23 protein-coding genes and 1 pseudogene are annotated in these 25,335 nt (G+C 59.0%); 9 read left to right on the top strand and 15 right to left on the bottom strand.

Features of this window, described 5'->3' with window-relative positions; genetic code table 11:
• The first annotated feature begins 161 nt into the window (after positions 1-161).
• Positions 162-455 (top strand): tetratricopeptide repeat protein, encoded by a 294-nt coding sequence (locus QMK51_RS00175; RefSeq protein WP_320394587.1) that lies wholly within the window; start codon positions 162-164, stop codon positions 453-455.
• Here the strand turns inward: QMK51_RS00175 and QMK51_RS00170 are convergent, their stop codons facing one another.
• The 3 genes from QMK51_RS00170 to tag form a co-directional block, all read right to left on the bottom strand.
• Positions 456-695 (bottom strand): PilZ domain-containing protein, encoded by a 240-nt coding sequence (locus QMK51_RS00170; protein ID WP_258698350.1) that lies wholly within the window; start codon positions 693-695, stop codon positions 456-458.
• Between the two features lie 101 nt (positions 696-796).
• Positions 797-1,684, bottom strand: coding sequence for a lysophospholipid acyltransferase (locus tag QMK51_RS00165; RefSeq protein WP_320392811.1), 888 nt, complete (start codon positions 1,682-1,684; stop codon positions 797-799).
• Positions 1,685-1,724: 40 nt separating this feature from the next.
• Positions 1,725-2,282, bottom strand: a complete 558-nt coding sequence (tag, locus tag QMK51_RS00160) for a DNA-3-methyladenine glycosylase I (protein WP_320392810.1) — start codon at positions 2,280-2,282, stop codon at positions 1,725-1,727.
• 81 nt (positions 2,283-2,363) lie between these two features.
• On the opposite strand from tag, the gene glyQ reads away from it, so the two are divergent.
• The 4 genes from glyQ (at position 2,364) to QMK51_RS00140 (ending at position 6,773) form a co-directional block, all read left to right on the top strand.
• Positions 2,364-3,317, top strand: a complete 954-nt coding sequence (gene glyQ / locus QMK51_RS00155) for a glycine--tRNA ligase subunit alpha (RefSeq protein ID WP_003213601.1) — start codon at positions 2,364-2,366, stop codon at positions 3,315-3,317.
• Positions 3,314-5,368, top strand: a complete 2,055-nt coding sequence (gene glyS, locus QMK51_RS00150; protein ID WP_320392809.1) for a glycine--tRNA ligase subunit beta — start codon at positions 3,314-3,316, stop codon at positions 5,366-5,368. Before glyQ ends, glyS begins: the two co-directional genes overlap by 4 nt.
• Positions 5,369-5,372: 4 nt before the next feature.
• Positions 5,373-5,912 (top strand): D-glycero-beta-D-manno-heptose 1,7-bisphosphate 7-phosphatase, encoded by a 540-nt coding sequence (gene gmhB, locus QMK51_RS00145; RefSeq protein WP_320394586.1) that lies wholly within the window; start codon positions 5,373-5,375, stop codon positions 5,910-5,912.
• An 81-nt stretch (positions 5,913-5,993) separates the two neighbouring features.
• A complete protein-coding gene (locus QMK51_RS00140) occupies positions 5,994-6,773 on the top strand; it encodes a lysophospholipid acyltransferase family protein (RefSeq protein WP_258698346.1) in 780 nt (259 codons plus the stop codon).
• A gap of 181 nt (positions 6,774-6,954) precedes the next feature.
• On the opposite strand, the gene QMK51_RS00135 is transcribed toward QMK51_RS00140, so the two are convergent.
• Positions 6,955-9,267 carry a CHASE2 domain-containing protein gene (locus QMK51_RS00135; RefSeq protein WP_320392808.1) on the bottom strand — a complete coding sequence of 771 codons (2,313 nt, stop codon included), beginning with the start codon at positions 9,265-9,267 and terminating at the stop codon, positions 6,955-6,957.
• Between the two features lie 18 nt (positions 9,268-9,285).
• On the bottom strand, positions 9,286-10,029 hold the full coding sequence (locus QMK51_RS00130) for a hypothetical protein (protein ID WP_413817550.1): 744 nt from the start codon (positions 10,027-10,029) through the stop codon (positions 9,286-9,288).
• Positions 10,030-10,545: 516 nt separating this feature from the next.
• Between QMK51_RS00130 and QMK51_RS00125 the strand changes: the two genes are divergently transcribed.
• Positions 10,546-11,265: a response regulator transcription factor gene (locus QMK51_RS00125; RefSeq protein ID WP_320392807.1), complete on the top strand. Its 720-nt coding sequence runs from the start codon at positions 10,546-10,548 to the stop codon at positions 11,263-11,265.
• Between the two features lie 377 nt (positions 11,266-11,642).
• Here QMK51_RS00125 and QMK51_RS00120 read toward each other — a convergent pair.
• The 4 genes and pseudogenes from QMK51_RS00120 to QMK51_RS00105 all read right to left on the bottom strand — a co-directional run.
• A pseudogene (locus QMK51_RS00120) lies at positions 11,643-11,910 on the bottom strand (IS66 family transposase); the annotation flags it as partial.
• A gap of 217 nt (positions 11,911-12,127) precedes the next feature.
• Entirely contained in the window at positions 12,128-13,213 is a 1,086-nt protein-coding gene (locus tag QMK51_RS00115; RefSeq protein WP_258698342.1) for an aromatic ring-hydroxylating oxygenase subunit alpha, read from the bottom strand.
• Positions 13,198-14,799 (bottom strand): GH3 auxin-responsive promoter family protein, encoded by a 1,602-nt coding sequence (locus QMK51_RS00110; protein WP_320392806.1) that lies wholly within the window; start codon positions 14,797-14,799, stop codon positions 13,198-13,200. Before QMK51_RS00110 ends, QMK51_RS00115 begins: the two co-directional genes overlap by 16 nt.
• The gene (locus QMK51_RS00105; RefSeq protein WP_320392805.1) at positions 14,799-15,728 is read right to left on the bottom strand and encodes a fatty acid desaturase; all 930 of its coding nucleotides are present in this window, start codon (positions 15,726-15,728) and stop codon (positions 14,799-14,801) included. The genes QMK51_RS00110 and QMK51_RS00105 overlap by 1 nt, the downstream gene beginning before the upstream one ends.
• Positions 15,729-15,834: 106 nt before the next feature.
• Here QMK51_RS00105 and QMK51_RS00100 point away from each other — a divergent pair, with 106 nt between their 5' ends.
• Together QMK51_RS00100 and QMK51_RS00095 are read left to right on the top strand one after the other, a co-directional pair.
• The gene (locus QMK51_RS00100) at positions 15,835-16,713 is read left to right on the top strand and encodes a metal-dependent hydrolase (protein ID WP_320392804.1); all 879 of its coding nucleotides are present in this window, start codon (positions 15,835-15,837) and stop codon (positions 16,711-16,713) included.
• Between the two features lie 140 nt (positions 16,714-16,853).
• Positions 16,854-17,621, top strand: coding sequence for a hypothetical protein (locus tag QMK51_RS00095; protein ID WP_320392803.1), 768 nt, complete (start codon positions 16,854-16,856; stop codon positions 17,619-17,621).
• Here QMK51_RS00095 and QMK51_RS00090 read toward each other — a convergent pair.
• Positions 17,609-18,721 carry a hypothetical protein gene (locus tag QMK51_RS00090; protein WP_320392802.1) on the bottom strand — a complete coding sequence of 371 codons (1,113 nt, stop codon included), beginning with the start codon at positions 18,719-18,721 and terminating at the stop codon, positions 17,609-17,611. The two genes, QMK51_RS00095 and QMK51_RS00090, sit on opposite strands and share 13 nt — an antisense overlap.
• Positions 18,715-19,374 (bottom strand): hypothetical protein, encoded by a 660-nt coding sequence (locus QMK51_RS00085; protein ID WP_320394584.1) that lies wholly within the window; start codon positions 19,372-19,374, stop codon positions 18,715-18,717. Before QMK51_RS00085 ends, QMK51_RS00090 begins: the two co-directional genes overlap by 7 nt.
• A gap of 244 nt (positions 19,375-19,618) precedes the next feature.
• On the opposite strand from QMK51_RS00085, the gene QMK51_RS00080 reads away from it, so the two are divergent.
• Entirely contained in the window at positions 19,619-21,079 is a 1,461-nt protein-coding gene (locus QMK51_RS00080; RefSeq protein ID WP_258698336.1) for a fatty acid desaturase, read from the top strand.
• 51 nt (positions 21,080-21,130) lie between these two features.
• Here the strand turns inward: QMK51_RS00080 and QMK51_RS00075 are convergent, their stop codons facing one another.
• The 4 genes from QMK51_RS00075 to QMK51_RS00060 are packed head-to-tail and all read right to left on the bottom strand — an operon-like array spanning position 21,131 to position 25,271.
• Positions 21,131-21,391: a PAAR domain-containing protein gene (locus QMK51_RS00075; RefSeq protein ID WP_054048120.1), complete on the bottom strand. Its 261-nt coding sequence runs from the start codon at positions 21,389-21,391 to the stop codon at positions 21,131-21,133.
• 13 nt (positions 21,392-21,404) lie between these two features.
• Positions 21,405-22,988 carry a DUF2875 family protein gene (locus QMK51_RS00070; protein WP_320392801.1) on the bottom strand — a complete coding sequence of 528 codons (1,584 nt, stop codon included), beginning with the start codon at positions 22,986-22,988 and terminating at the stop codon, positions 21,405-21,407.
• On the bottom strand, positions 22,988-25,135 hold the full coding sequence (locus QMK51_RS00065) for a DUF3274 domain-containing protein (protein ID WP_320392800.1): 2,148 nt from the start codon (positions 25,133-25,135) through the stop codon (positions 22,988-22,990). Before QMK51_RS00065 ends, QMK51_RS00070 begins: the two co-directional genes overlap by 1 nt.
• Complete coding sequence (locus tag QMK51_RS00060) at positions 25,128-25,271, bottom strand: hypothetical protein (protein WP_258698333.1); 144 nt, start codon at positions 25,269-25,271, stop codon at positions 25,128-25,130. The genes QMK51_RS00065 and QMK51_RS00060 overlap by 8 nt, the downstream gene beginning before the upstream one ends.
• Positions 25,272-25,335 lie beyond the last annotated feature (64 nt).

Genomic DNA, 25,335 nt, shown 5'->3' with positions numbered 1-25,335 from the left:
GGGCAAGCCCGCTCCCACAGTGTTTTGCAGCGAACACATATTTTGTGTACGACCGATACTCCTGTGGGAGCGGGCTTGCCCGCGAAAGCAATCTCAATAACAAACTGGCATCCCTGAATAACCTCAATAAGGAATCCACCGTGATCGAATCCCTGGAAAAAATGCTCGCCAAGGGTGTGGATAACTCATTGCTGCGCTTCGGCCTGGGCAAGGGTTATCTGGATCTTGGGGAAAACGCCAAGGCTGCAGAACATTTCCAGCGCTGCATCGAGTTCGATCCGAAGTATTCGGCGGCCTGGAAACTGCTGGGCAAGGCCCATCTGGCGCTGGCGGATTACGCGGCGGCGCATCAGGCCTGGGAACAGGGCCTGGAAGCCGCCCGTGCCCATGGCGACAAGCAGGCGGAGAAGGAAATGACGGTGTTTCTGAAAAAGCTCGAGCGTCAGGCGCACTGATCAGAGGTAACGCAGGCCAATGCCTTCGGCATCCACCAGCACCACTTCCATGCGCACTTGTGGCGCGCCTATGGGTAAATCCTGCACCTGACCATAAACCACCGTGCCTTTGGGCAATACAGCCAAGGCCGGATGCTTGACGTAGACGCCTGTGGTCGACAGGTTGCGGGTCTGGCCCAGGCACTCACCGATGCTTTCGTGACTGATCTTGATGCGAAATGATTGGCGCTGTTCGGACATCTGGTGCGTCCTTGAATGAACGTGTTGTGGATAACTGAAAGCAAGATCAAAAGATCGCAGCCATCGGCAGCTCCTACGGTTATCCACAGATCGTGCCAGCATCAGTACCAGCGAGCCTCACCGGGCGGACGTTTCTTGAAACGCTTCATGCTCCACATGTACTGGCTCGGATAGGCCCGCACGTAACGCTCCACCACCTGGCTCATGGCCGCGCAGGATGTCTCGGTGTCGGTGCTGTACATGGCCTCGGGCGCGGCTTCGAGGATCACTTTGTAACCCGAACCGTCCGGCAGCCGTAGGGCATGCAGGAACACGCCGACCGCTTTGCCGCCGGCCAGCATGTTCGGTACGAATTTGCTGGTCAGGGCCTGGGTGGCGAAGAACGGCACGAAGATCCCGGCGGATTCGGCCGGTTCCGGGTCGGCCGGAATGCCCACTGCACCACCTTTGCGCACTTCCTTGATGACACTGAGGATGCCTTCCTTGGTGGAAGCGGCCACCCGATTGCCCAATTGCACCCGCTGTTTGCGCAGTAACTCATCCACCGCCTTGAGCTTGGGCGGACGGTAGAAAATGATCGGTTTGCATTGGTTGCAATAGAAGTGGTTCAACACTTCCCAGTTGCCCAGGTGGCTGGTGATGCCGACCACGCCTTTGCCGGAGGCCAGGGCGTCCTTGAGCACATCGAGACCTTCGACTTCACGCACCAGATCAATGGAACGCTGAGCGGGCCAGATCCATGCACAGGCGCTTTCGGTGAGGGACTTGCCGATGTCTTTCAGGCTCTGGCCCACCAGACGCTCGCGGTCGGCCGGGTCCATCTGCGGAAAGCACTTGGCGAGGTTGATCCGTACCACGTCGCGGGAACGGTTGGGGGTTTTCCACATGATCCAGCCAATTGCCGAACCCACTGCCTGCACTGCCCGCCACGGCAGCAGGGCAAACAGCCGCAGAGCGCCTACCAGCAAGGCGCCTTTCAACTTATCCACAGGTCACTCCTGATCTTGTGCTGTGCGCGAGGCGGCTATTCTAACCGCCGTTCGCCAAGGTGGCGTAGCGATCGCAATCGCGAGTGTGGTCCATGACCATGCCCGAAGCCTGCATCAACGCGTAACAAATGGTCGGGCCGACGAACGTGAAGCCGGCTTTTTTCAGGCCTTTGCTCATCTCGACGGCGGCCGGTGTCACCGCCGGTACTTCACTGCGATCCTTGAAATGATTGATCACCGGCGTGCCGCCGACAAACGACCAGAGAAACGCCACCGGGTCCTCCAGCGCCAGCCAGGCCTGGGCATTACGCCGGGCCGCATCGAGTTTGAGGCGATTGCGGATGATCCCCGGATCGAGCATCAATTCATCGATTTCTGCGTCGCTCATCTGTGCCACACGCTGTACGTCGAAGCCGAACAGTACCTCACGATAACGCTCTCGTTTGCGCAACACGGTGATCCAGGAAAGCCCGGCCTGGAACCCTTCGAGCAAAAGCAACTCGAACAATCCCTGCGCATCGCGTAGCGGCGTGCCCCACTCCTGATCGTGATAAGCCATGTACAGCGGATCTTCGGTACACCAAAAGCAGCGTGGCATAAGGCTCCAGGGGGCGTGCGCAGCAATGAATCGGGTATACTCCCGCTCTTTAAATCGCAGCCCAAGAAACAGGTGAATTTCGTGAGCCAGCCTACGCCAGCCGTGCGTACCTTCCAAGACTTGATCCTCGCCCTCCAGCAATACTGGGCCGAGCAAGGTTGTGTGGTACTTCAGCCCTACGATATGGAAGTAGGCGCCGGAACTTTCCACACTGCCACATTCCTGCGCGCCATCGGCCCGGAAACCTGGAACGCCGCTTATGTGCAGCCCAGTCGTCGCCCGACTGACGGCCGCTACGGCGAAAACCCGAACCGCTTGCAGCACTACTATCAGTTCCAGGTAGTCCTGAAGCCGAACCCGGACAACTTCCAGGAACTGTACCTGGGCTCCCTCAAGCACGTGGGCCTCGACCCGCTGGTGCACGACATCCGTTTCGTCGAAGACAACTGGGAGTCGCCAACGCTGGGCGCCTGGGGTCTGGGCTGGGAAGTCTGGCTCAACGGTATGGAAGTGACGCAGTTCACTTACTTCCAGCAAGCGGGCGGCATCGAATGCTACCCGGTGACCGGGGAGATCACTTACGGTCTGGAACGTCTGGCCATGTACCTGCAAGGCGTGGACTCGGTCTACGACCTGGTCTGGGCTGACGGTCCGTTCGGCAAGGTGACCTACGGCGACGTGTTCCACCAGAATGAAGTGGAGCAGTCGACCTACAACTTCGAACACGCCAACGTCGAGAAGCTGTTCGAGTTGTTCGACTTCTATGAAAGCGAAGCCAAGCGCCTGATCGAACTCGATCAGCCATTGCCGTTGCCGAGCTATGAAATGGTGTTGAAGGCATCCCACACCTTCAACCTGCTGGATGCGCGCCGGGCGATCTCGGTGACCGCGCGTCAGCAATACATTCTGCGTGTACGCACCCTGGCGCGTTCCGTTGCGCAAGCCTACTTGCTGGCTCGCGCCAAGCTGGGCTTCCCGATGGCGACCCCGGATCTGCGTGATGAAGTGTTGGCTAAGCTGGAGGCTGCACAATGAGTGCTCAAGATTTCCTGGTTGAACTGGGCACCGAAGAACTGCCACCCAAAGCCCTGAATACCCTGGCTGAAGCGTTTATGGCCGGTATCGACAAAGGCCTGCAAGCTGCCGGCCTGAACTACGAAACCAAAACCGTCTACGCCGCGCCACGTCGTCTGGCCGTGCTGATCACCGCGCTGGCGACCCAGCAGCCGGATCGCAGCATCAACCTCGACGGCCCACCGCGTCAGGCAGCGTTCGATGCCGAAGGCAACCCGACTCAAGCGGCCCTGGGCTTCGCCAAGAAGTGCGGCGTCGAGCTGAGCGAAATCGATCAGAGCGGCCCGAAGCTGCGCTACAGCCAAAGCATCGCCGGCAAGCCGACCGCGAGCCTGCTGCCGACCATCGTCGAAGATTCCCTGAACGACCTGCCGATCCCCAAGCGTATGCGCTGGGGTGCTCGCAAGGAAGAATTCGTTCGCCCGACCCAATGGCTGGTGATGCTGCTCGGTGACCATGTCATCGACTGCACGATCCTCGCCCAAAAGGCCGGCCGCGATTCCCGTGGTCACCGCTTCCACCATCCGGAAAGCGTGCGCATCACCTCGCCGGCCAACTACCTGAGCGATCTGCGTGCTGCCTATGTACTGGCCGACGCCAACGAGCGTCGCGAGCTGATCAGCAAGCGCACCGAAGAACTGGCGACAATGCAGGAAGGTACGGCGATCGTTCCTCCAGCCTTGCTCGACGAAGTGACCGCGCTGGTTGAATGGCCGGTGCCGCTGGTGTGCTCGTTCGAAGAGCGTTTCCTCGACGTGCCGCAAGAAGCCCTGATCACCACCATGCAGGACAACCAGAAGTACTTCTGCCTGCTGGATGCCGACGGCAAGTTGCTGCCTCGTTTCATCACCGTGGCCAACATCGAAAGCAAGGATCCACAGCAGATCATCGCCGGTAACGAGAAAGTGGTTCGCCCACGCCTGACCGACGCCGAGTTCTTCTTCAAGCAAGACAAGAAGCAAAAACTCGAAGACTTCAACCTGCGTCTGCAGAACGTGGTGTTCCAGGAAAAACTCGGCAGCGTCTACGACAAGGCCGAACGCGTTTCCAAACTCGCTGCGTTCATCGCTCAACGCATTGGTGGCAACGCTGCGTGGGCTTCCCGTGCAGGCCTTCTGTCCAAGTGCGACCTGGCGACCGAGATGGTCGGCGAGTTCCCGGAGATGCAAGGTGTCGCTGGTTACTACTACGCCCTCAACGACGGCGAGCCTGAAGAAGTCGCCTTGGCGCTGAACGAGCAGTACATGCCGCGCGGTGCCGGCGCTGAACTGCCGACCACCCTGACCGGTGCGGCAGTTGCTATCGCCGACAAGCTCGACACGCTGGTGGGCATTTTCGGTATCGGCATGCTGCCGACCGGTAGCAAAGACCCGTATGCCCTGCGCCGTGCTGCGTTGGGTGTACTGCGGATCCTGATCGACAAGAAGCTCGACCTCGATCTGAACGACGCCGTGGCGTTTGCCGTGAATGCGTTCGGTACCAAGATCAAGGCCGCCGGCCTGAATGACTCGGTGCTGGAATTCATCTTCGACCGTCTGCGTGCCCGTTATGAAGACGAAGGCGTTGACGTCGGGACTTACCTGTCGGTCCGTGCCCTGAAGCCGGGTTCGGCACTGGACTTCGATCAGCGCGTACAAGCTGTGGAAGCCTTCCGCAAACTGCCGGAAGCTGCAGCCCTGGCCGCCGTGAACAAACGCGTTTCGAACTTGCTGAGCAAGATCGAAGGCAGCGTTCCGTCGGTCGTTGAAGCCAAGTACTTCGACAACGCCAACGAGTTCTCGCTGTATTCGGCGATCCAGCAGGCTGACCAGGCTGTGCAGCCAATGGCGGCGGCCCGTCAGTACAGCGAATCGCTGGCACGTCTGGCCGCCTTGCGCGAGCCGGTGGATGCGTTCTTCGAAGCCGTGATGGTCAACGCTGAAGACGCCAAGGTGCGAGCCAACCGCTATGCGCTGCTGGCGCGTCTGCGTGGGTTGTTCCTGGGCGTCGCTGACATTTCGCTGCTGGGCTGAGGGGCTGCTGTTGAAACTGCTGATTCTCGATCGGGACGGAGTGATCAATTACGACTCCGACGCGTACATCAAGTCGGTGGAGGAGTGGATTCCGCTCCCCGGTTCGATCGAAGCCATCGCGCAGTTGAGCAAGGCTGGCTGGACGGTAGCGGTCGCTACCAACCAGTCGGGCATCGCTCGCGGCTATTACGACATCGCCACCCTGAATGCCATGCACGCTCGCTTGCGCGAGTTGGTGGCGGAGCAGGGCGGCGAAGTCGGGCTGATCGTCTATTGCCCGCACGGGCCAGATGATGGCTGCGATTGCCGCAAGCCAAAACCCGGGATGTTGAAAACCATCGCCGCGCATTACAACGTTTCGCTGACGGATCTATGGTTCGTCGGCGATACTCTCGGTGACCTGGAAGCCGCCAGAGCCGTCGACTCTCAGCCAGTTTTGGTAAAGACCGGGAAAGGCGAAAAGACCCTGGGTAAGACCCTACCCGCGGGCACCTTGATTTTTGACGATCTGGCGGCGATTGCCGCAGAACTTATCCACAACTAAGGCTCTTCTGACATCCTGGCCAAGGACTGATCGGGAGTGCGCTTGAATAGGCGGGCAATGCCCGCAACGGTAAATGTCGCCATGTCGATACTGCAGGCCATCAGATCTTTCCTCTTTTACCTGCTGCTGGGCACCAGCTCTTTGCTCTGGTGCAGCCTGAGCTTTTTTATCGCACCGTTTCTGCCGTTCAAGGCGCGCTATCGCTTTATCAACGTGTATTGGTGCCGCTGCGCCTTGTGGCTGAGCAAAGTCTTTCTGGGTATTCGCTACGAAGTTAAAGGTGCCGAGAACGTTCCTGACAGGCCCTGCGTGATTCAGTCGAACCACCAGAGCACTTGGGAGACGTTCTTTCTCTCGGCCTATTTCTCGCCTCTGAGCCAGGTGCTCAAGCGCGAACTGCTCTACGTTCCGTTCTTCGGCTGGGCCATGGCCATGCTGCGGCCGATCGCCATCGACCGTGGCAACCCAAAAGCGGCGCTCAAGCATGTGGCGAAGAAGGGCGATGAGCTGCTCAAGGACAATGTCTGGGTACTGATCTTCCCGGAAGGGACTCGTGTTCCCTACGGCACCATCGGCAAGTTCTCCCGTGGTGGCACCGCGTTGGCGGTCAATGCGTCATTACCCGTGCTGCCGATTGCGCACAATGCCGGCAAGTTCTGGCCGAAAACCGGTTGGGCCAAACAGCAAGGCGTGATCACCGTGATCATCGGCGCGCCGATGTACGCCGAGGGCAGCGGGCCACGAGCCATTGCCGACCTGAATGACCGGGTGCAGGCCTGGAACGAACAGATGCAGCGCGAGATGGGCTCGCTGCCAGCAGCCCCGGCGGCACCCAATGCCACCGATCAAGTGACTGTCTGAGATTCTGTGGATAACCTGTGTACCGTTTTGTTGAAAAACGTCGTTTTTAGTTTTTAAGCTTATGATTTACATACATATTTCTTAAGTAAATAAAACGTCGAAAAAGGTGCATAAGTTTATTTCGGACTAAAAAAACCGGCTGATATAGCCGGTTTTTTTATGCCCGTTGAAAGCATCTGGCTCACTCGCTCAATAGCGGTAACTGGACACTGAACGTAGTGCCTTGCCCCACTACGCTATGACAGAAAATACGCCCGCCGTGACGATCCACCACAGCCTTGACCATGGACAAACCCAGCCCCAGGCCATCACTGCCGTGAGCCGAGGTAAAACGCCGATACTGACTGAACAACTCGGGAAGTTCTTCGACGGCAATCCCTCGGCCCTGATCGGCGATCTCGCACATCAACCAGCCCTCGGCACAACTCACCCGCACGGAAATCCGCGAACCCGCCGGACTGTACTTGATAGCGTTTTCCAGGAGGTTGAACAGGGCCCGTGTCAGTAGCGACTGATCGGCCAGAACCAGCGCTTCAGCGTCTTCGTCGAGGTCATGTTGCAATTGAATGTTCTTCAGATGAGCGATGCTCGAAGCCTGGTCGAAGGTGTCGAGCAGCAACATCGCGAACATGCTCGGCTGAAACTGGTAAGCCTCGGACTCAGCCTTTGCCAACTGCACAAAAGCTTCGGTGAGGTTCAGCGCCTTGCGCACCTGTAACTCGATCTGGCTGAACACTTGCGTGTCGCCGGACACCTGATGCCGCTGAACGTCGAGCAAGGCCAGAATCGCCGAGTGGGGGGCCCTAAGGTCATGGGATAAAAAGCGCAGCAACACGGCACGCTGCTCCTCGGCATCTCGCTCGATGCTCAGGTCAGTAAGGCTCAGTAACCAGCCAATCACAGAGTCGCCTTCGGCCGGCAGCAGCGGTTCCAGGTCCAGACGCAGGCTGCGTGCCTGGGTGTCACGAAACTCCAGCGGCTCCAGGGTCGACAACGCAGGAGGCGTTCCGGCGGACGGCACCGGGTAACCCAGGTCGCTCAGTTGCTTGAGCATGTCCTCACCCACCAGGCCACGGCAAAACACCTCTCGAGCCTTACGGTTGGCCAGTAGAATGCGCCCGTTCGGATCGCTGATCAGCGTCGCCACCGGCAGGTATTCAAGGCCATCGGAAATGAAACGTCGGGTATCGCGGGTTCGGCTCATGGCCTGCTCCAACGCGACGATTTGCCCTTGCAGCACATCGCCGGCCGGAGCCTGGGTGCGGCGACGTTCGGGAAAGACTTTCGGCTCGCTATCCAGGCGCGCCAGTTCCCAGCCGAAATAGGCGAGCACCGCGTTCAACCTTCGCCAATTCCAGATCAGGTAACCCAGCAACATACCCAGCAGGCTCGCAGCCGGCGACCACCACCAGCCAAGGCGCAACAACAAGCTCGAACCCAGCAGAGCGGCCGCCATTGCCCCCAGGGTCAGCCACAGGGCACGACGCGGACGCACCAGCAGCAGGCCCAGCAACTCACCGACAATCACCACTGATAGCAACGCCGCCTGGCGCTGATCGAGAACCACGATGTTGCGCTGTTGCAACAGCCCGTTGAGGATGTTCGCCTGAATCTCGATGCCCGGTGTGGTGCCAATCCTGACCGATTGCGGCGTCACATAACGGTCCCCCAGGCCAGGCGCGGTCGACCCGATCAGGATCAAGCGATCACGCAGCAACTCAGGCGGGACTTCGCCGCGCAATACGCTGACGTAGGGCACGCTGGGAAAGCCCGCGTCGGAATGGATGAGAGGAATCCTTATTTCGTGGGCTCGCTGCCAGCCTTGCACCGATGGCGGGGCAGGGGTATCGGGCATCGGGACATTTCCCTTGTCGGCAAGCGTCTCTTCGTACAGCAGCCAGGCCAGTTGCGGGCGTGCTTTTTGCGCCGGTCCTTCGCTTAAATACACGCTGCGCACGATCCCGTCGGTATCCGCTTCGGCATTGATGTGGCCGACGCCTTTGACGCAATGGCTCAGCGAAGCCACCGGTTCAATTTCCCCCAAAGGCTGCCCATAACGCGCGACACCTTCGCGCAACAGCGGCACGAAGACATTTCCGGCCCGGCAGGCCGCCTGGGCCAGAAGCTGATCGTTGCCGGGATGGCTATCGGGCTCGCTGAAGATCACATCGAACAGAACACCTTTGACGTGCGCGGCGCTGAGCCGATCAAGCAACTGCGCATGCATGGCCCGCGACCACGGCCATTGGCCAAGCTGCTGCAAGCTGTAGTCGTCGATCGTGACGATGAGTATTCGCGGGTCGACCGGCAGCGGGCTCAGCCGGCGCAGATTGTCGTACAGCAAATTGCTCAAGATCAGGCCCTGAGTCATGGATAGCATCGCCGTCAGGGGCAGCAGGATCAGACTGACCCACAGCCACTCGCGGACCATTCGCCGAAACAGCCGCTGAGCCTGGGTCGGCTCGCGATCGTCCTTCCTTGGCCGACCCTTCATCGCTCGTCGTCCGGGGTGCTATTGGACATGCGTGGTCCTGGGGTAATAGAAAATGTCATACACCCCGGCCTCTCCCTCTAACCCCTGAGCGTCATACGCCGACAGGCGAACATGGTAGAAAAACGCTTTCAACCCGCTGAACTTTACCTCTGGCGTGCTGGAAAACTGCTCTTGCTTGATGTCCAGAAAGGCTGCATCGGTGGCAACTTGCGCCCGATAACCCGTGGCCCCTTCAATGGGCTTCATGATCAACTGCCAGACAGGCACATTATCCGTTTGGCCGGACTGCCCCAACAGACGCGGGGCGGGTAACAAGTCGATTGGCGTCAACGTGCCTTGTTTCTGAATACGCCCCCCCTGACGAGCCATGACCTGGACCTCGTCAGCTTCAGCGCCCTCAGGGCGTTTGGCGTTGAAGTGCAGCGTGATGTGGGAGCTGGAAGGTAGCACCACCCGCGAGCCTTCACCCAGGGACAGGCTGACAAACGCCGAGGGTGAGGTCTTGACGCCTTCCTGCTCGTCGATCGACATACCTTCCTGCAGTGGCGTCTGCTTGCCTTTGACGTCCAGCTTCCAGGCTTCGCCGGTCAGATGCTCGACAGTCGCGGGCAGCGGTTGACCACGGCATTGCTGGTTTTCATCGATATAAGGCAGAGGTTTTGCCGAAGCGGCAGGCGCCGATGCAATCTGGGTGAGCAATCCCATCAGGCCGGCAACCAGTAAAAAACAGACACCAGAACGGCGTGGGAGCAATAAGGTCATGGGATTCATGGATTGGCTTTTTATGCTCTTTTGGAAATCATGCCGGGTAAACGCGCGCGCTTGACGCACGATACCTGACCGGACGCTCTGGCAGATAGCCATAGGCGCAACGGACATGAGATGACACATCCCTGTGTCGGCGCCGAGCAGGCACTCCGTGTATTTCCCCCTGAACTGCAGACCGTCGAAAACCGGCGATCGACGGTCCTGCCAGGTTGGCGTTGACGCTCCCTGCGTCGGGGCACATCCCAATGCCCCTGTGCCGCTCAGCGAGATCGAATCTACCGGCTAGAGAGCCTTGCGAGGTAATTCTCAATATTTGTTCAGAATTGGCCGAGGGCTAAACCCAACGTTGTTGTGCTGAGTAAATGTCAGCGCGGCGAAGCGAAATCAGCGTAGCCGTCCTTGGGAAACTCGCCGCAACTCACCACAATTGTTCAGATTCAATCAATCAGCCTAAACTCCCGTGGGAATTTTCTTAAACTTTGCACTTACGAGATGAAGGAAACACTCGGCATGCGTGTCGCAATACTGGATGACGAACCCGCTGAACTCCGCCGTGTAGAACAGACACTGCGGCAGATCCCCGTAACGGGAGAGCAGGCGTGGACGTTGCACAGCTTCGAGCGGGGAGAGGACTTGCTACGACAACTTCGACGGGAAACCTTCGACTTGCTGATCCTCGACTGGCAACTGCCCGATATCAGCGGCCTGTCGTTGTTGCGCTGGACCCGTGAACACATGGACGCACCACCGGCCGCGATCATGCTCACCAGTCGCGATACCGAAAGCGATATCGTCCAGGCCTTAAACGCCGGAGCCGACGATTACGTGAGCAAACCGTTTCGCCCCAACGAGCTGATGGCTCGGGTCAGCGCGGTGCTTCGTCGGCATGGACTGCAACGCACGGCAGCCACCGAAATACTGACATTCAATGACCTAGAATTCGACGATGCCGAATTAACCGTCACCCGCGCCTCCACCCCTATCAGCCTGACCGAACGGGAATACCGTCTTGCCCGCTGCCTGTTCGCCAATCTGGGCCGACCTTTGTCCCGTGAATATTTGTATGAACGCTTTTGGACCCATGAAGAAATAGTGTCCTCTCGCCCGTTAGATACTCATATTTATCGCCTGCGCAACAAGCTGGGCCTGACGGCTGATCGCGGTTGGCAACTGCTGACGATTTACGGGTATGGGTATCGGCTGGAGAACGTAGTGACTGCTAGCGAATGACGACGTTTCGACGATCAATAAAAAAGGCCAACGCTGAGCGTTGGCCTTTTTTGTTTTAGCGGTTCTGCCGGTGTAGGTTCACAAAATAGATGATTCTGGAGGCCCAGCAAACGCTGGGAGAAAATCATTTTTTCTGTGAGTGTGAAGCGCGAAAATCACAGAAAAGATGAGAAAAGCCTACTGGACTCACAAGATAGATGCTCTCTCGGTCCGACAGGATTGTCGTGTTGATGCTGACCCCGGATTGACCCAATTGCCGACGCAAGACTGCCCCCTCTCCAAAACTGCAACAATCGAGCACAGACAATGATTCACGAGGAGTCAGACTGGGTCAGTGAAATCTCGGTAACTGGGTCAACTCGGCATCGGCGCCAACAATCCAAGGCTTTTGCCGTTGCAGATCCATTGGGCACCAGATCGCGCTGGGCCAACATCCAGTCATGTAGCGTTTTGATTATCGGCGCTGCCTTTTCCTGGCGTATTCGCCACGTGCAGATCGAAAAACTTGCGGCGGGCGTGAGCCATGCAGCCGATTTCGGTCATGCCTTGCTCGAACCCGGCTTTGTAGCCAGCAAAGTCGTCGCACACCAACTTGCCGTTCCAGGAGCCGAGGAAGTCACGCGCATGCTCGCCAGCCCGGCGCGGCCAAGGATTTTCTCCTGCCGGTACAGCGGCAAGTGGTCAGCGAACTTCGCCACCTGTAGGCGCTGATGTGGAATTTCCCCACCTGCTGGGGCAAGACTGCCCCAACTTAAATAAGTAAATACCCAGCACAGAGGGCCATAGCCTTGAAGGCTACCTAGGTCAACGATTTCTCGGCAGCTGGGTCAACTCCTCATCAGCGCCAATAGATCAGGTTCCCTCAGAGCGCAAATCGTATCCGGGATTCACGGCGTTGTGCCGGAGGTAACGCTTCTCCCCGTCTCACGGCGGCCAGTAGCTGATCGACCCCGATATGCACGGCATCGGCTTGCACGTTGGACGGCTTGAAATTCGCTACATTATCGAGACCTTGCCGGTGCGCCTGAATGATCTTCACGTCCTGACGAATAACGATACGGGTGTACAGATGAATGAACGGACGCAACAGGCGTAGTACCCAGCGGGGTAACCGGAAGCGGTAGGCGATGTAGGTATAGACGCGCGACTGTCGTGAATCCATGGGTGTGATCTGGCTGATGATGAAGAACGCCGAACAGTCGCCCCAGCGGTAGTCGCAGCGCGTGACGTTGGGCGCGAAAAAACGATCCGTGTGCACCAATGGCTCGCCGTCGGGATTACTGAGCCAGTTCAGGAAACCGATCTTGTCGCCGTCATCGTGATATGTCACTTCAATGCTCTGCGCTTTACACGCGAGCGTGGCCTCCATTGTTCGCCCAGTGCTGGATCTGAAGATGCCTTCGTGCACAAACACAGTGTGCGGTACGTCCATGAAGTTCTGCACGAGGCTGCCGACATCGGCCTCGAACGTGTTGATCATGAAATAGGACTGCCAGGGTTTTTCGCCGTAGACCGGTAGCTTGAACACAGGTTTTTTCTGCGGGTTGCCCGTGCCGGTGTAGACCCAGACCAGTCCGTCCTGTTCTTGCACCGCAAAGTGACGCTGGCGGTATCGATACGCAGGCGAAGTCGAGGAACACGGCAGATCGCCGACGCTGGGGATATGCATCACTTGCCCCTGAGCGTCGTAGCGCCAGCCGTGGTAAGGGCACACCAGGCAATCGTCGGCAATCTTGCCCGCCGATAAGCGCGTTCCGCGGTGCACGCACTGGTCGAGCAACGCCGCTGCCCGGCCGTCACGCTGGCGAAAAAGCACCAGGTTCAGGCCCAGAATCTTCGCCCGGTAAGGTTTGTTTTTGCGCAGTTCTTTCTGTGCACACGCCACATACCATTGTTCGAGGGTGCCATCGTCCGGCGTCTCAAGAAGATTGTTCAAAGGTGCCGACATGAGCTTTCCGTAAGAGCGAGAAGGGCTTCGGCTGTCTCCAGCCGATTGATAAGTGAACGCGGCTTGAAGTCGCCCGCACGGATGCCGCTCAACTCCGCCGCCTGCTGCAATACATGCGCGAGCTGATCAGCACCGCCGTCGAGCAGGCGCACCTGCACAGGTCCCAGTTGCCCGAGTCGGCGTGCCTGGCAGTAATGAAAGGCGTCGGACAGTGCCGCCTCGATCGTCAGCACCAAGGCACTGGCATCAAGGTGGCGGGATGTCGCAACCAGCGCCGTGTAATGCGGTGGCGACGCGTAGGCATTGGGGATCAGGCAGACGGCGCCTTTTGTGGCCAGGCATCGGTCGAACAGGTTCTGCACGATTTGCTCATCGAGTTTTTCTCCGACCAGATCACTGGTTCCCGTGGCACGTCCCACGAACTCGACCCGTGGCGTGGCCCCCGACATGCCGACGACGCGGACCCGATCGCCCAATGCATAGCGGTACAAGCCGCCACCGGTGGTCAGCAGGACCTGCGCCGTTTCCCCCAGGCGTAACGAATGAGCATGGCGCAGGACGCCGTCCTCGCAGAGAAATTCCAGATAATGGCTGCCGATCGCCAACGGGCATCCAGGCCCGTCGCCGAATGGAATGCTCACGACGCCTTCGGTGGCAAAAAGACTTTTCGGGAGCCACTGCGTTTGCGGAAAACGCACGGCCAATTGCATGAAGTAGTGGCGGCTGGGGCCCTCCATCCAACAACTGACGGCGGCCAGTCGTGGCCATAATTCGGTGCATACTCCTTGGGATCTCGCTCGGCGCAATGCTGACTGGCGCGACGCGGGAAGCGCGGCCTCCAGCCATGCAAACGTCTGCGCATGTTCGGGCGTTTCGCCGTCGAACAGTGGCTGCAACAGGCTGGTCAGGAAGGTCGGGCTCCACACACTGATAAAGCTCAGATCGGCATCGGCCAGCAAAGCGAGGAGGGTCTGTCGGCGCCATTGCGACAACGCACCGCTGAACTCGGGAATCAACAAAGTCCCTGCCAGACCGGCCAGATGACTGCCGTGCAAATACTCCAGATCACTGGCCGACCCGATGCAAATGCCATTGGGTCCCGCCACTGGCATTTGCAAGGGCGGCGACATCGACCAGTAGCTTGATCCGTGGCTGATTCCGGGCACCTGACGATGCATGTCGGCGAGCCACACGGTCAGCGCGCTGTGCATTTCTGCGAGGAAGGCGCGCGTATAGGGAATCGCTTTATGCAGCGCGCTGTTTCCGCTCGTACGCTCGAAGAACAGCGGCGGGGAGGTGGTCAGAATCGCTTCGGATTCATTTTGCGCGCGCTCGATCCAGAGCTGCAGTTGCATGTAAGTGTGGATCGGGACGTTGTCGCGAAACTGCGTCGAGTCACGCAGCCGAGCAAAGTGGTGGGCGCGGCCGAATGCGCAATCACGATTGGCTTCGAGCAGTCGCTGCAATGCCCGCTCTTGCGTCGATTGCGGTTGCTCAAGTTGCGCGTGCCATTGATCGAGCGTGGGCTTGGCGCGTTCCAGAAAGGTCTGCCATAGCGCGCGCTTGACATCCATGTGGGCGCTCATCAGAAGTAAGTCTTATCCAGTTGCGTCAAGTCATCGGGTAACCGCTGGGGCGGCAGAAAAACCTGCAGCCAGCCATACCAGAGCGGCCGCGTTTCTTTCAGGTTGGAGGCTTCATGCATCTGCTGCCAATGCATGGCCGAGTGGCGATGATGGGTCAGGTTGTAGTTGAAGTTCAAAAACGCCCAGCGCACCAGACGCGGGGCCCGCATGTTATAGGCGCCCTCGACGACATCCAGCGGCGTGCGCATGTGGTACACCCACTGCAGCGACGACCAGGAAAATGCAAAAGCGAGGTAGGCGATGAGCACAACATGCCACGTCCATCCCAGCAAGAGTCCGATCGATAACCACGCGGCGACGCCGGCAATGACTTCCAGGCGGATGCGTTTGAAGTCGGCGCTGGAGAAATCCTTGAAGGCCGCGGCATAAGTGTTGACCTCTGCGGTTTGCGACCACTTGTCCGTGATGCGGGCCGGCAGCACCGGCAATAAAAGGCTGCCGACAAACGCCGCCAGCCAGATACCGCCGAGCACCGCAAAATAGTACTCGATACGCTTGCGCCACAGCGACTCATCCGCGACCGCGAAGTCGGCTAGCTCTGCGCGTGTGCGATTGCGTACATGATGCCCCAGATGGTTGATATGGATCAGCGTGGCCGAGGCGCCAAAAAGGGTAGAAGCCCACCACATGACGAAGTAGTTGAGTGATTTGCGACTGTGCGCCAAGCCATGAAAGGACTCGTGCATCATCGAGAAGACACCTTGCATGACCAGGCAGAACGGAACGAGCACCAGCCATTTGAGCCAACCCGCATCAGTGTGGGAAAGCCACGTCAGGGTTGTGCCCCAAAATAGCGTCTGCAGCGCCAGAACACACAGATTGCCCACGTCGAAACGACGCGTTTGCGAAATGTCACTGGAACTGCGCATATGGGCTCCTTGAGAAAGGTCGAGTCAAAAAAGTATACCGCCCTGACCACTTCGCCAACGATCAATTGCTGAGGCGTCGGGGCAACGAGGAACCGCAGAAAACGTTATGTCGTATCTAAAACGCCTTTTAACCAGACGCTCGGCGGCAATATCCGGCGGCGCCCACATCCCCCGGCGCAACCTGCGTTTTGCACTCGATGAGCAGATTCCTCGCTATTGGTATCGTGACTGGCCGCACGTGACGCGCTTTTTCGATGGCCTGTCGATCATGTTTCCACTCGGCGAAAAACTCTTCATCGACAGTGTCGTGCACTTTCGAAAAGCGATCGAAAATGACCCGGCGCTGGCCGAAGCCGTTGACGCGTTCGTTTATCAGGAAGCGTCGCATATTCGCGAGCATCGTTCGTATAACCAGCTACTCGCGGCACAAGGCGCACCTATCGATGCCCTCGAACAACTGCTCTTGCGCCGTCAGGAGGTGGGCAACAAATTTTCACCGGCGATGCGTCTGGCCATGACGGCCAGCCTGGAGCATTTCACCGCGATTCTCTCCGATCAACTCCTGCGCAATCCCGCGGTCCTCAAAGGTGCCGATGGAAAGATGGCCATGCTATGGCGCTGGCATGCGATCGAAGAAACCGAACACAAGGCCGTCGCCTACGATGTGCTGGGCGTGGTGGTTAGCAATCCGCTCTGGCGATACCTGATGCGATGCGGGGTCATGCTGATCATGACCGGCTACTTTGCAGTCGATGTCATGTACTTCATTTATCGACTTTCCGGTAATGACGGGCAACGCCGCAACGGGCGCGAGTGGCTGCGTTTGCTCGGCTGGTTATTCGTAAGTCCCGGTCCGCTGACCCGTGTGTTTCCGAGATGGCTGGCCTGGTTCATTCCGGGGTTTCATCCCAACCACCTCGACACCCGTGAAGCGCTGGAAGCGGCGCGGCAAACGCTGGACGAAAATGCTGGGCGCACACTATGAAGCGACTTTCGGCGACAACACAAGCCTGGACGCCGAAGGGGTTTGACGACTGGCCACTGCATTTTCCGGCAACCGAATTCGCAGCGCCCGAGGCACGGCTGAACTGGACGGAACAATTTATCGCGTCCTGGCACAAGCCCATGCCCAGCCTTCCCCCAGGCACGTTGGTGGTACTGGTTGCGGGACTGTTTTCCGAATGGTTGCCCGGCTGTTTTCAGGATTGTGCGCGGACGTTGCGGCGCCTGGGCTATCCGGTTCTGCGCATGCCTGTGCGTTCATCTCGGGGCGTCATGACGCAGGGGCGGCATATCAGTAAGGTGCTGATGGCCGAACTCAGGCAAGGGCAACGATTTGTCGTATTGGCGCACAGCAAGGGTGGTCTCGACGCGCTCGCGGCATTGGCACAGAACAAGGCATTGAGCGAGGCATGTGATGGCGTGGCGCTGGTGCAACCGCCGACAGGTCCGTCGACGGTCATGGATGACGTGTTGGCTGGTAGCGCAGGGCAGTCGAGCATCAACTACCCGTTCGATCGCGTTCGCCGCGTGCTGGCGAAAACCCCTTGGGTGGCCGATGGCGCGCGGGATATCAGCAGTCTGCGCGACCCGCGCATTACCCACCTGCTCAAACACCTGCCCGCCGCCGTGCAGTGCGTGCACGTCGTCAGTTGGAGCGCTGCCCCCAGTTCGCGCCTCGATACCCATCATGCCCGCCTCAATGCCCGGCGACCCGGTTGGGCTCATGACGGGCAGTTTTACCTCGATCATCAACGCATTGAGGGTATGCCGCAGATCTGTCTGCCCCGGCTCGATCATGGTCAACCGGTGCTGGGCAGCGGTGGCTTTGACGCCACACGCTTCTGGCTGACGCTATTGGCTGTCGTGCACGGACGCGCTCAGACGAGATAGATTTCAAAGCCCGGGATGCACTCGGCGTCTTGCGCCGTCAACGCTGCGGCACTCCCCACACAGGGTGCCGTGTACAGGTCCATTGGAATGGACACGACGCGATAGCGCGTCATGGCCATCCAGAGCGGGTCATGGTCATACAGACACAATTGCATCAACGCGTACTGACCGCGAACGCGCATCCACGCCGCATCCAGCAGTGCTGCAAAGACCTGCGGGTCGCGCTGTCGTACGTGCAAGTGGGTCAAGTAAACGTCGCGCAATGCCTCGCCGGGCGCGGCAATGGCAGGGCGCCCCAACAGCGGCGCGCAGGTATTGAACGCGAGGCGAAGGGCCTGGTGCGCCAAGGGCAATGTTTCAAGCACCACCCGTTTGATCCGCCCGGCATCCCAAGGCGCGACACAGCCCAGCAGATTGTCTTGGGCGTCCAGTGCAAGCAGAAATGACGAGAGGCCGAAGTCCGGCCAGGTGTCCAGGCGCCGTGCAAACTGCGCTTCACTGAAAACGCTGCCGAAGGGCTGACCTGCCGATTCGCGGTCGAGAAATGCGCGCAGCGCATCAGCGTGGCACGGCTGCGCTTGTACGATACGCACGTTGTCCAGCGTTCGCGGAGTGCTTCGCCACCCACGCTGGGCATACACGGCTACGTTGCTGTAGCCCCGCCAGTGCGCAAGCTTGAGCAGATTGGCGCGCCCGCCCAGCAGCGACTGCGTGGCGAGACGGTTGTCGCGGATGACACAGCAATAGGCGTGCTGGACACCCGTTTCATCGGCCAGTGCTTCGAGCCGGACTTTGACCTCGGCCATCCACGACACCGACAGACGCCTATCAGGCACCAGCCGCAGATCCCCCAGATAGGCCACGGGCTGAATGTCACCCTGAAGATAACCCTCGCGCACCACCAGGCTGGCAATGCCCTTCAGATCACCGACCTCGTTCTCGGCGAGCCAGGTGCGATGGTCCAAGGCATGACAATGGTGCAGCGCAAAATAGTCAGGTCCTCGATCAAAACGCATTGGCAAGCCGCCCTGCATGGCCCGCAGTGCCTGAAAGTCGAGCAGTTGCCGATTGTCTGCAGCGCTGGCTCGGCGGATCAGCATGGTTGCGCCGCGGCAAACAGACGCAGCGCCATCGGCCGCAGGTTGTCGGGGTGCAATTCACACAGACAGACCAGCTCATCGCCCGACGCGTAATGAGGATTTTTCTGCAGAAAATAGGCGACGTTTTCCAGACGCAGGTGAGGGGCAGGGACTTGTGCCAGTTCCGTCGTCAACCGACCTTGAGGCACTTTGAAAGACAGCACGCCCGTTGCCGGATCATAGGCCTCGCCGAAACGTTCCACTGCAAGATAATCCGCCAACGCCTGCACCGCAGGATCCGTCACCACGCCGGCGCGGGGGGCGTAATTCAACGCCATGGCGCCCAGATAACGGTAGGTGCGGTGACCCTTGCAGATCAGAAACCAGTACAACGGCACGTCCGGCTGCTCCTGCCAGATCTCACCGGCCAGGCGCATCCACGCGAATGCCAGTTGCTGGCTGCCCCAGTGTTCGCGGTCAATGATGGTGTCGCCGGAAAAAATCACCCTGATCGGTTGGCCTGACCAGGTGCGCTCATACCGTTTGAGGGTGGTGAAACCGACGATGGTCTCATCTGCGCAACGCAATACGATGCAGTGCGTCTTGTCCTGGAAATCCTGATCGAATCGCGGACGGGAGGTATCGCAGTAGGATGCGGAATAAATCTCGAACATCCGATCGATTTCATGTGGATGCAGATCGCGGCATTCAACGGACGTAGCGCTCAAACGCATGGAGATCCTCGGCATCGCAAGCAAGACGTTTGGAGTTTGGCGAGTTGAAAGGGTCAATGCAACGTAGACTTCCTTTCGTCGCTGCCATTTTCTGACGGTGCAAACCTTGAATAACCGAGCAGAAATCGCCGTTCATGGCGGTATGGAAAATTGAGTTTGTTCTGACCCATCAGGCGCCTTATTCATGTCATCCACGTTTGTCAGTCACCACCTTGATACCTCGATCGTGACGCGGCCCTTCAGTTGGCTGGTGATCTACACCGTCGTGACGGGCGCACTGTACTTTCTCGTCACACACTTCCCGATGGGCGCGGTACGGGTGATTCAACCGACGGGGTTTGATGCGCACATTGCTCGACTGCCTTACACCTTGCCGCTGTACCTAAGCTATGTATTGATCATGCCGGCGCTGGTGCTGCTGGGGCGGCGGCGCGAATGGCTGTTGCCGGCCTTTTTTGCGGCGGCCGTGGCTTCCGGAACCTGCCTGCTGAGCCACTTGTTCTGGCCGACTATAATCGAGCGTGCGGACAGCACGTCGCAGTGGCTCAACTGGTTTTACCGGATCGACTCACCGTTGGCCGCCTCGCCCAGCGGGCATATCGCATTGCCGGTGGCCATCAGCGTTGTCCTCGGTTATCTGCGCGTCCGTGCGGCATGGCTCTTCAGTCTGTGGAGCGTGGTGCTGGGGATTACCGTGTTGACGACTGGTCAGCACGTGTTGCTCGACGTGGTGTATGGCGCTGCGATTGGCGGGGTAGCGGGCCTGATCACCGTCATGTTGAAGCGGCTGAAGGTGGATCTGCGCACCATGGCAGCGATCCTGCTGGAATGGCTGTGCATCGTCGTGACGTTACGCATTGCGCTGTACGTGGGGGACTGGCGACTGTATGGCGTGGCCTTCGTGGTGATTGCCGCGCGCCAACATGCGCTGTTCATTCTGTACCACGACGCGACGCACTATCACTTGACTCGTCATCGCACGCTCAACGACTTTCTGATCAACCTGGCGATCGGGGTGCCAGGAATGGTCCCGGTGGAATTCTATCGGCCCCTGCACCTCGAACATCATCAACAGACCGGAACCGCGAACGACCCGGAGCGGCGTTTTCTGTATCACCGGCAGCCTTGGGATTTCCGCCCGCTGAGCGGGAAGTTGTTGCTGCGGCAATTACTCGGGGATCTTTTCTTGATCAACACGCTGCGCAACCTGCGCGCCTATAAGGCGGCGGGCGGAGCATCACCGAAGATGACCCGGCCGGCATTGGCTGCCGGTGTGATCTGGCTGGTCCTTTTATCTTTCATTGCTTGGAAAACATCCGTCCAGACGCTCTTGCTGATGGTGTTTTTCTGGTTTGTGCCACTGGCCACGCTGGGCACCCTTCTGCAGAAAATCCGCAGCATTGCCGAGCACAGTGGCGGACCTGACGTCACCCCCGGTTGGCGGGAATGGACATATGCCTGGAAAGTCGGGTGCGCAGGGCGGTTTTTCATTTGGCCTTATCACATCAATCTGCACCTGCATCATCACCGCAGTGCCAACCATCCCTGGCATGTTCTCCCGCGTCTGGTGACGGCGGATGACGCGTTGCTGGACTCACGGACGCTGCCCTCGCTGCTCTGGTCGGGGATGAACAAGAACCGTTGATCCAGCCTGCTTCCCGGGCAGCACCGCTGGCGCAAAGAGCGCCCCACGTTTTTAACTTGCAGCTTCACCCTTGGGATTGCTGGCAATCAGGCTGGCGCCGCACGCGGTTTTCATCCCATGAAGCGCCACCGCGATGCCGCCGACATCCAGCAGGGCGCTGCCCTGCGTAATAGGGAAAACCCCTTTGCACAGCGGGCAAACCACCTTATGGCCAACACCGGACATGGGTTTACCGTTCAGGTCCGTCTGGTTGAAAGCTTCAAGAACGGTGCCACCATGACTGGTGGAGTCGCCGAGCCGAATGATGTCCATGTCAGCAGGCCTCTTAGAGATCGTCCATCCAGTTGGTTTTCGGTTTCTGGTCGGCGAGGAATTCTTCCAGCGTGTGATCCTGCTCGATGACCGGCATTTTTGGCGCCGAATGCGCTGAAGGCACGGCTGGCGGTTCCTCGGTACTGGCGGTTTGAGGCATCAGGTTGACGCCGAAATGATCATTGCCTGAGGGCTTTTTGCCGGGCGTTGGCGAGGTCACGGCAATGATCGTTGCCTGCTCCGGGCGGCGCATCGGAATGACCACGCTGGTGTCCGCGTTCAGATAACTGGCCATCGTTGCCAGGGTGAGGCCGACAAACGGAGACGCCGAGCCAGTGTCGCCCAAGCGCTGGGTCAAATCGTAGCTCTCGCGCGAATCGAGCAGGTCTAGCGGACTGTGCGCGGCGGTGAGCGCCGGCAGCAGTTCAGCCAGAGGTGTGGTGTTCAAGCCACCATCAAAAAACACTCGAGACGGTTTTTGAGGGAGCCCGTCAGTAGCGCTTTTCCAGCCTGCGGCCAGTTTGACGGTCAAGGCTTCGCGCTTGAGGCGTTCTCCGTTGTCTGGCCGTAGCAGCGACACGGTGACTGGTCGATGCAGTTTGGCCAACACTGGCAGCGCGTCCCATTGCTCGAAAGCGCGTTGAGTCCATGGTTGAGGAATGAACTCCGACGGTTGGAACTCCACCGTTGGTTTACGTGCGCCCCAACCGGAGAATTCCGGGTCGATCTTGTTATCGTTCACCTTCGCGAACTGGGCGTAATAACGCAGCCATTCGACGCGCTCGGGACGGCCGACGACCAAGGCGACCATTGAGTCGGTGAGTTCGCCGGGTTGTCGTGGCCCGGTGCCGAGACCGATGGGTTTATTACCTTTCGCGCTCAACGCCAAGGCCATGTTGAAGCCTTCATTGGCGTAGACCAGCAGTGCCGGCAGATCGGGATTGTGCTCGAAGGTCTGGAACAACGTCTCCAGTAAATCTTCGGGGGTATCACTGCAGACAATCCCGTCCTGCACATTACGAATGCGATGCCAGTGCAACCCGGCGGGGCCGCGCAGGTCATTGACCATCACCGACAGGCTTTTCTGGGTTCTTTCAGGCGTAAAGCGCAGATTCGGTGTATCGGGTTTCCAGCCACGAACCACGGTCACGGTCGGAATGGGCCATTTCTCCAGGAAATCGCGCAAGCCCAACTCCAAGGCATCTGCCTCCCTCTTCTCAGAGGCGGCATCCTTGTCATCGGCGGTTACCGGGTACTTCTTCGGGTCCATGGGCAGGATGCTGCCGACGTGCAGGGCTTCGGATTGTTTGGCATTTTGTGCTTGCAGGGCTTGCCAGGCCTGGCCTTGGCGGTAAACGTCAAGGCTCATTCCGATGCTGAGCACATCGAGTGTTTCCAGGCGAGGCGAAGTGGCAGGGGCGCGGTAACGAGTATCAGCAGGCATGGCGGCGGCCTCCTTGGCCGAAGTATAGGAAGCCACGGGCGAAGCCGGGCTGGCAAAGCAACGGCTAGCCGTCAATAAATGTTCAGCCGATTGAGCCAGATGACTGGTCAGCAGAAGGCTGGTGAAAGACAGGTACGTAAATAGCTCGCGCATCAAGGGACACCACCAAAACGAATGGGCTCGCCATTCTTTAGTTCAGTCCGGGTCTGCGTGGCCACCAATGCGGGCATTTGATCCTTCACAGCGTCAGGCAGCTTGCCACTCTTTCGATAGATCGCCGTGGCGTCGATCAGCGGTTTGTTTTCATCCTGAAGATAAAGCGCCTCCACATCATCATCCGGTCCGTCACTCTGTAATTCCGCGTCAGCCTGGGCCCTGCCTTTGGCGCGGGTGCTCCCACAATCCAGCCGCCAATCCGCAACACGACACAGATACGCATAAAAGGTCGCATCATCAACGCTCTCACCCGCACCAATCGCCACGTCATAGGCCAGCACTTGTCGGCTGTGTTCAGGGTTGTTGGGAATGGATGAGTGGAAAGACAGAGCTTCCGAGTATTTCTCGCCTTGCAGACGTATACGCGCGTCGTAAGGTGTTTCCCCGCGAGTGATGAGGACCTTGCCGTTACCTTGAGCCCGAGCGACAAACACATGGGCGCATTCCGAGGCTTCCTTGCCCTCGTTGCGGGCCTTTTCGACGCTTTGGATGTCTTGTCCATATTTGAAAGCCAGGGCTTCGTCCAGGGTCTCCTGCTGGGCGTAGCGTGGGTTTTTCGGCTCCCAGCCGCCATTGGCCACGCCGATCGAGGCATCGACAGGGTCCAGTTTGTCCTTCATCTGGTACACCCCGCTTTTGGAGCCTTCTCCCGGGGCTGTGATAACGCCGTCGTTGGCAAAGTTCACGTCGCCCGGCACTGGCAATTGAGGCGCGGTCAAGACCACGCTGGCGCCCTTGTCCAGGCTGCCGACGGGTATTCGGTCCATGAAGCCCAGGCCGGTGTCTTCCCAGGGTTGCTCGCTGTCCTGGCGCAACAGGTAGACGTAGGGAGGAACGTGTTTGCCGACGGGTTCTTTCTCGCCGTTGCGCTTGCGCACGGTAAATACGCGTTGGTGGAAACGTTGTGGAAGGATCTTGCGCGCAGGCTGGCCATCGACCTCTTCGCCGATCCCCTGCCAGCCGATACCCTGGACGTTCTTGAGGCCAACCGTCTGATCCTGAGGCGTGAAATAGAGAAAGGTGCAGCCGCGGTTGTCACGCTCGTTGAAGGTGATCTTTTCTCCGCGGATCGTGGTTTGACACGCGGCCGTGCCCGTCCAGCCAGGCCCGCCAATCGCTCCGTAACCCTGCTTGTTTTTCAGGGCGACGCCCGACAGGGCCGGCACCGGATTAGGGCTGCCCGCGATGAATTGCAAGATGCCGTTGAGCGTGGCGATGCGCGCGCCGGTCGTTTGCTGACCGCCCAATTTCTGGACTTTATCCATATTGGGCTGAAACAGGCTGTAGGGTGAGTTGAGCATGACCACGCCATCGGCGGGTTTGGCACCGTCTTCTTTGAGGAATGCATGGGCCAGCAGCGTGAGCAGCGTGCCCTGACTGTGGCCAACCACATTGATCGTATCGTTCGGATGACGTTTGTGAATGATCTTGATCAACATGGCCAGGCGCATGGCAGCCAGCACCATGTAGCGCCGACCCGCGGCTGAAAACAACGGGTGGGTCATGGTGCCGCCGATTTTGTTCAGCGAGATGAAGCCGAGCAGCATGCCGTTGAAACCGTTGCCCCACATATCCGGCAGGTTGGTGGTGGCGTTGGCGAACTGGCCGCCTTCCTTGGTGCCGGCCTTGTCCAGGCGGTTGCCGTCTCGGTCCAGCCACTGACCGTGCGCTTCGGTTTTCTGAATGAACGCCTCTTCCTCGCGAAACCCCCAATAGAACGGCACCACCACGCTGCGTGGCTGGCAGCCGTTGCTGGATGCTCCGGCCTTGCGGCGGAAGTACACGGCATCAGGATTCTTGGCTTCGCTGTCATCATCGGCGGGAGCGGTGTAGCTGGCCGGCAACAGGTATCCCGGGTTGTTCGCGCCGTTGGGGAAGGTACGTGGCATATCGAGGCGTTCGTTCAGCCCCTCGCACAGACCCTGCTCAATACGTGCGTAGCAACCCGCCAGGTCGTTGACGCCGTGCACGAGGATCGTCACACAGGGCTTCGGTGGCGGCGGAATCAGGTGGATGTCGCCACCGCTGGGCATGGTGATCGATTGGCTGGAACAGATTTTTTTCGGCTGGGTAGCATCAGTCATCGCCCATTTCCTCCTTGAAAAATACCCCATTGGTCTCGACGCGTGGGGTCGAGCGCCTGGCCGGGTTGGCGGCTGCTCCCCGACGCAGGTGGGCCGGTGTCGTGACGAGCAGACGTAGTGAGTCTCTGACCTTCATTTTGTTCCCCTCGGATGATGACCCTTGCACGCGGCAAGGTCATGACGGATTTGTCCGCTGATGC

Origin of the sequence: Pseudomonas sp. P9_31, from assembly GCF_034008235.1 — a bacterium.
Lineage (GTDB): Bacteria > Pseudomonadota > Gammaproteobacteria > Pseudomonadales > Pseudomonadaceae > Aquipseudomonas.
This window is presented reverse-complemented; position numbering and strand designations above follow the sequence as displayed.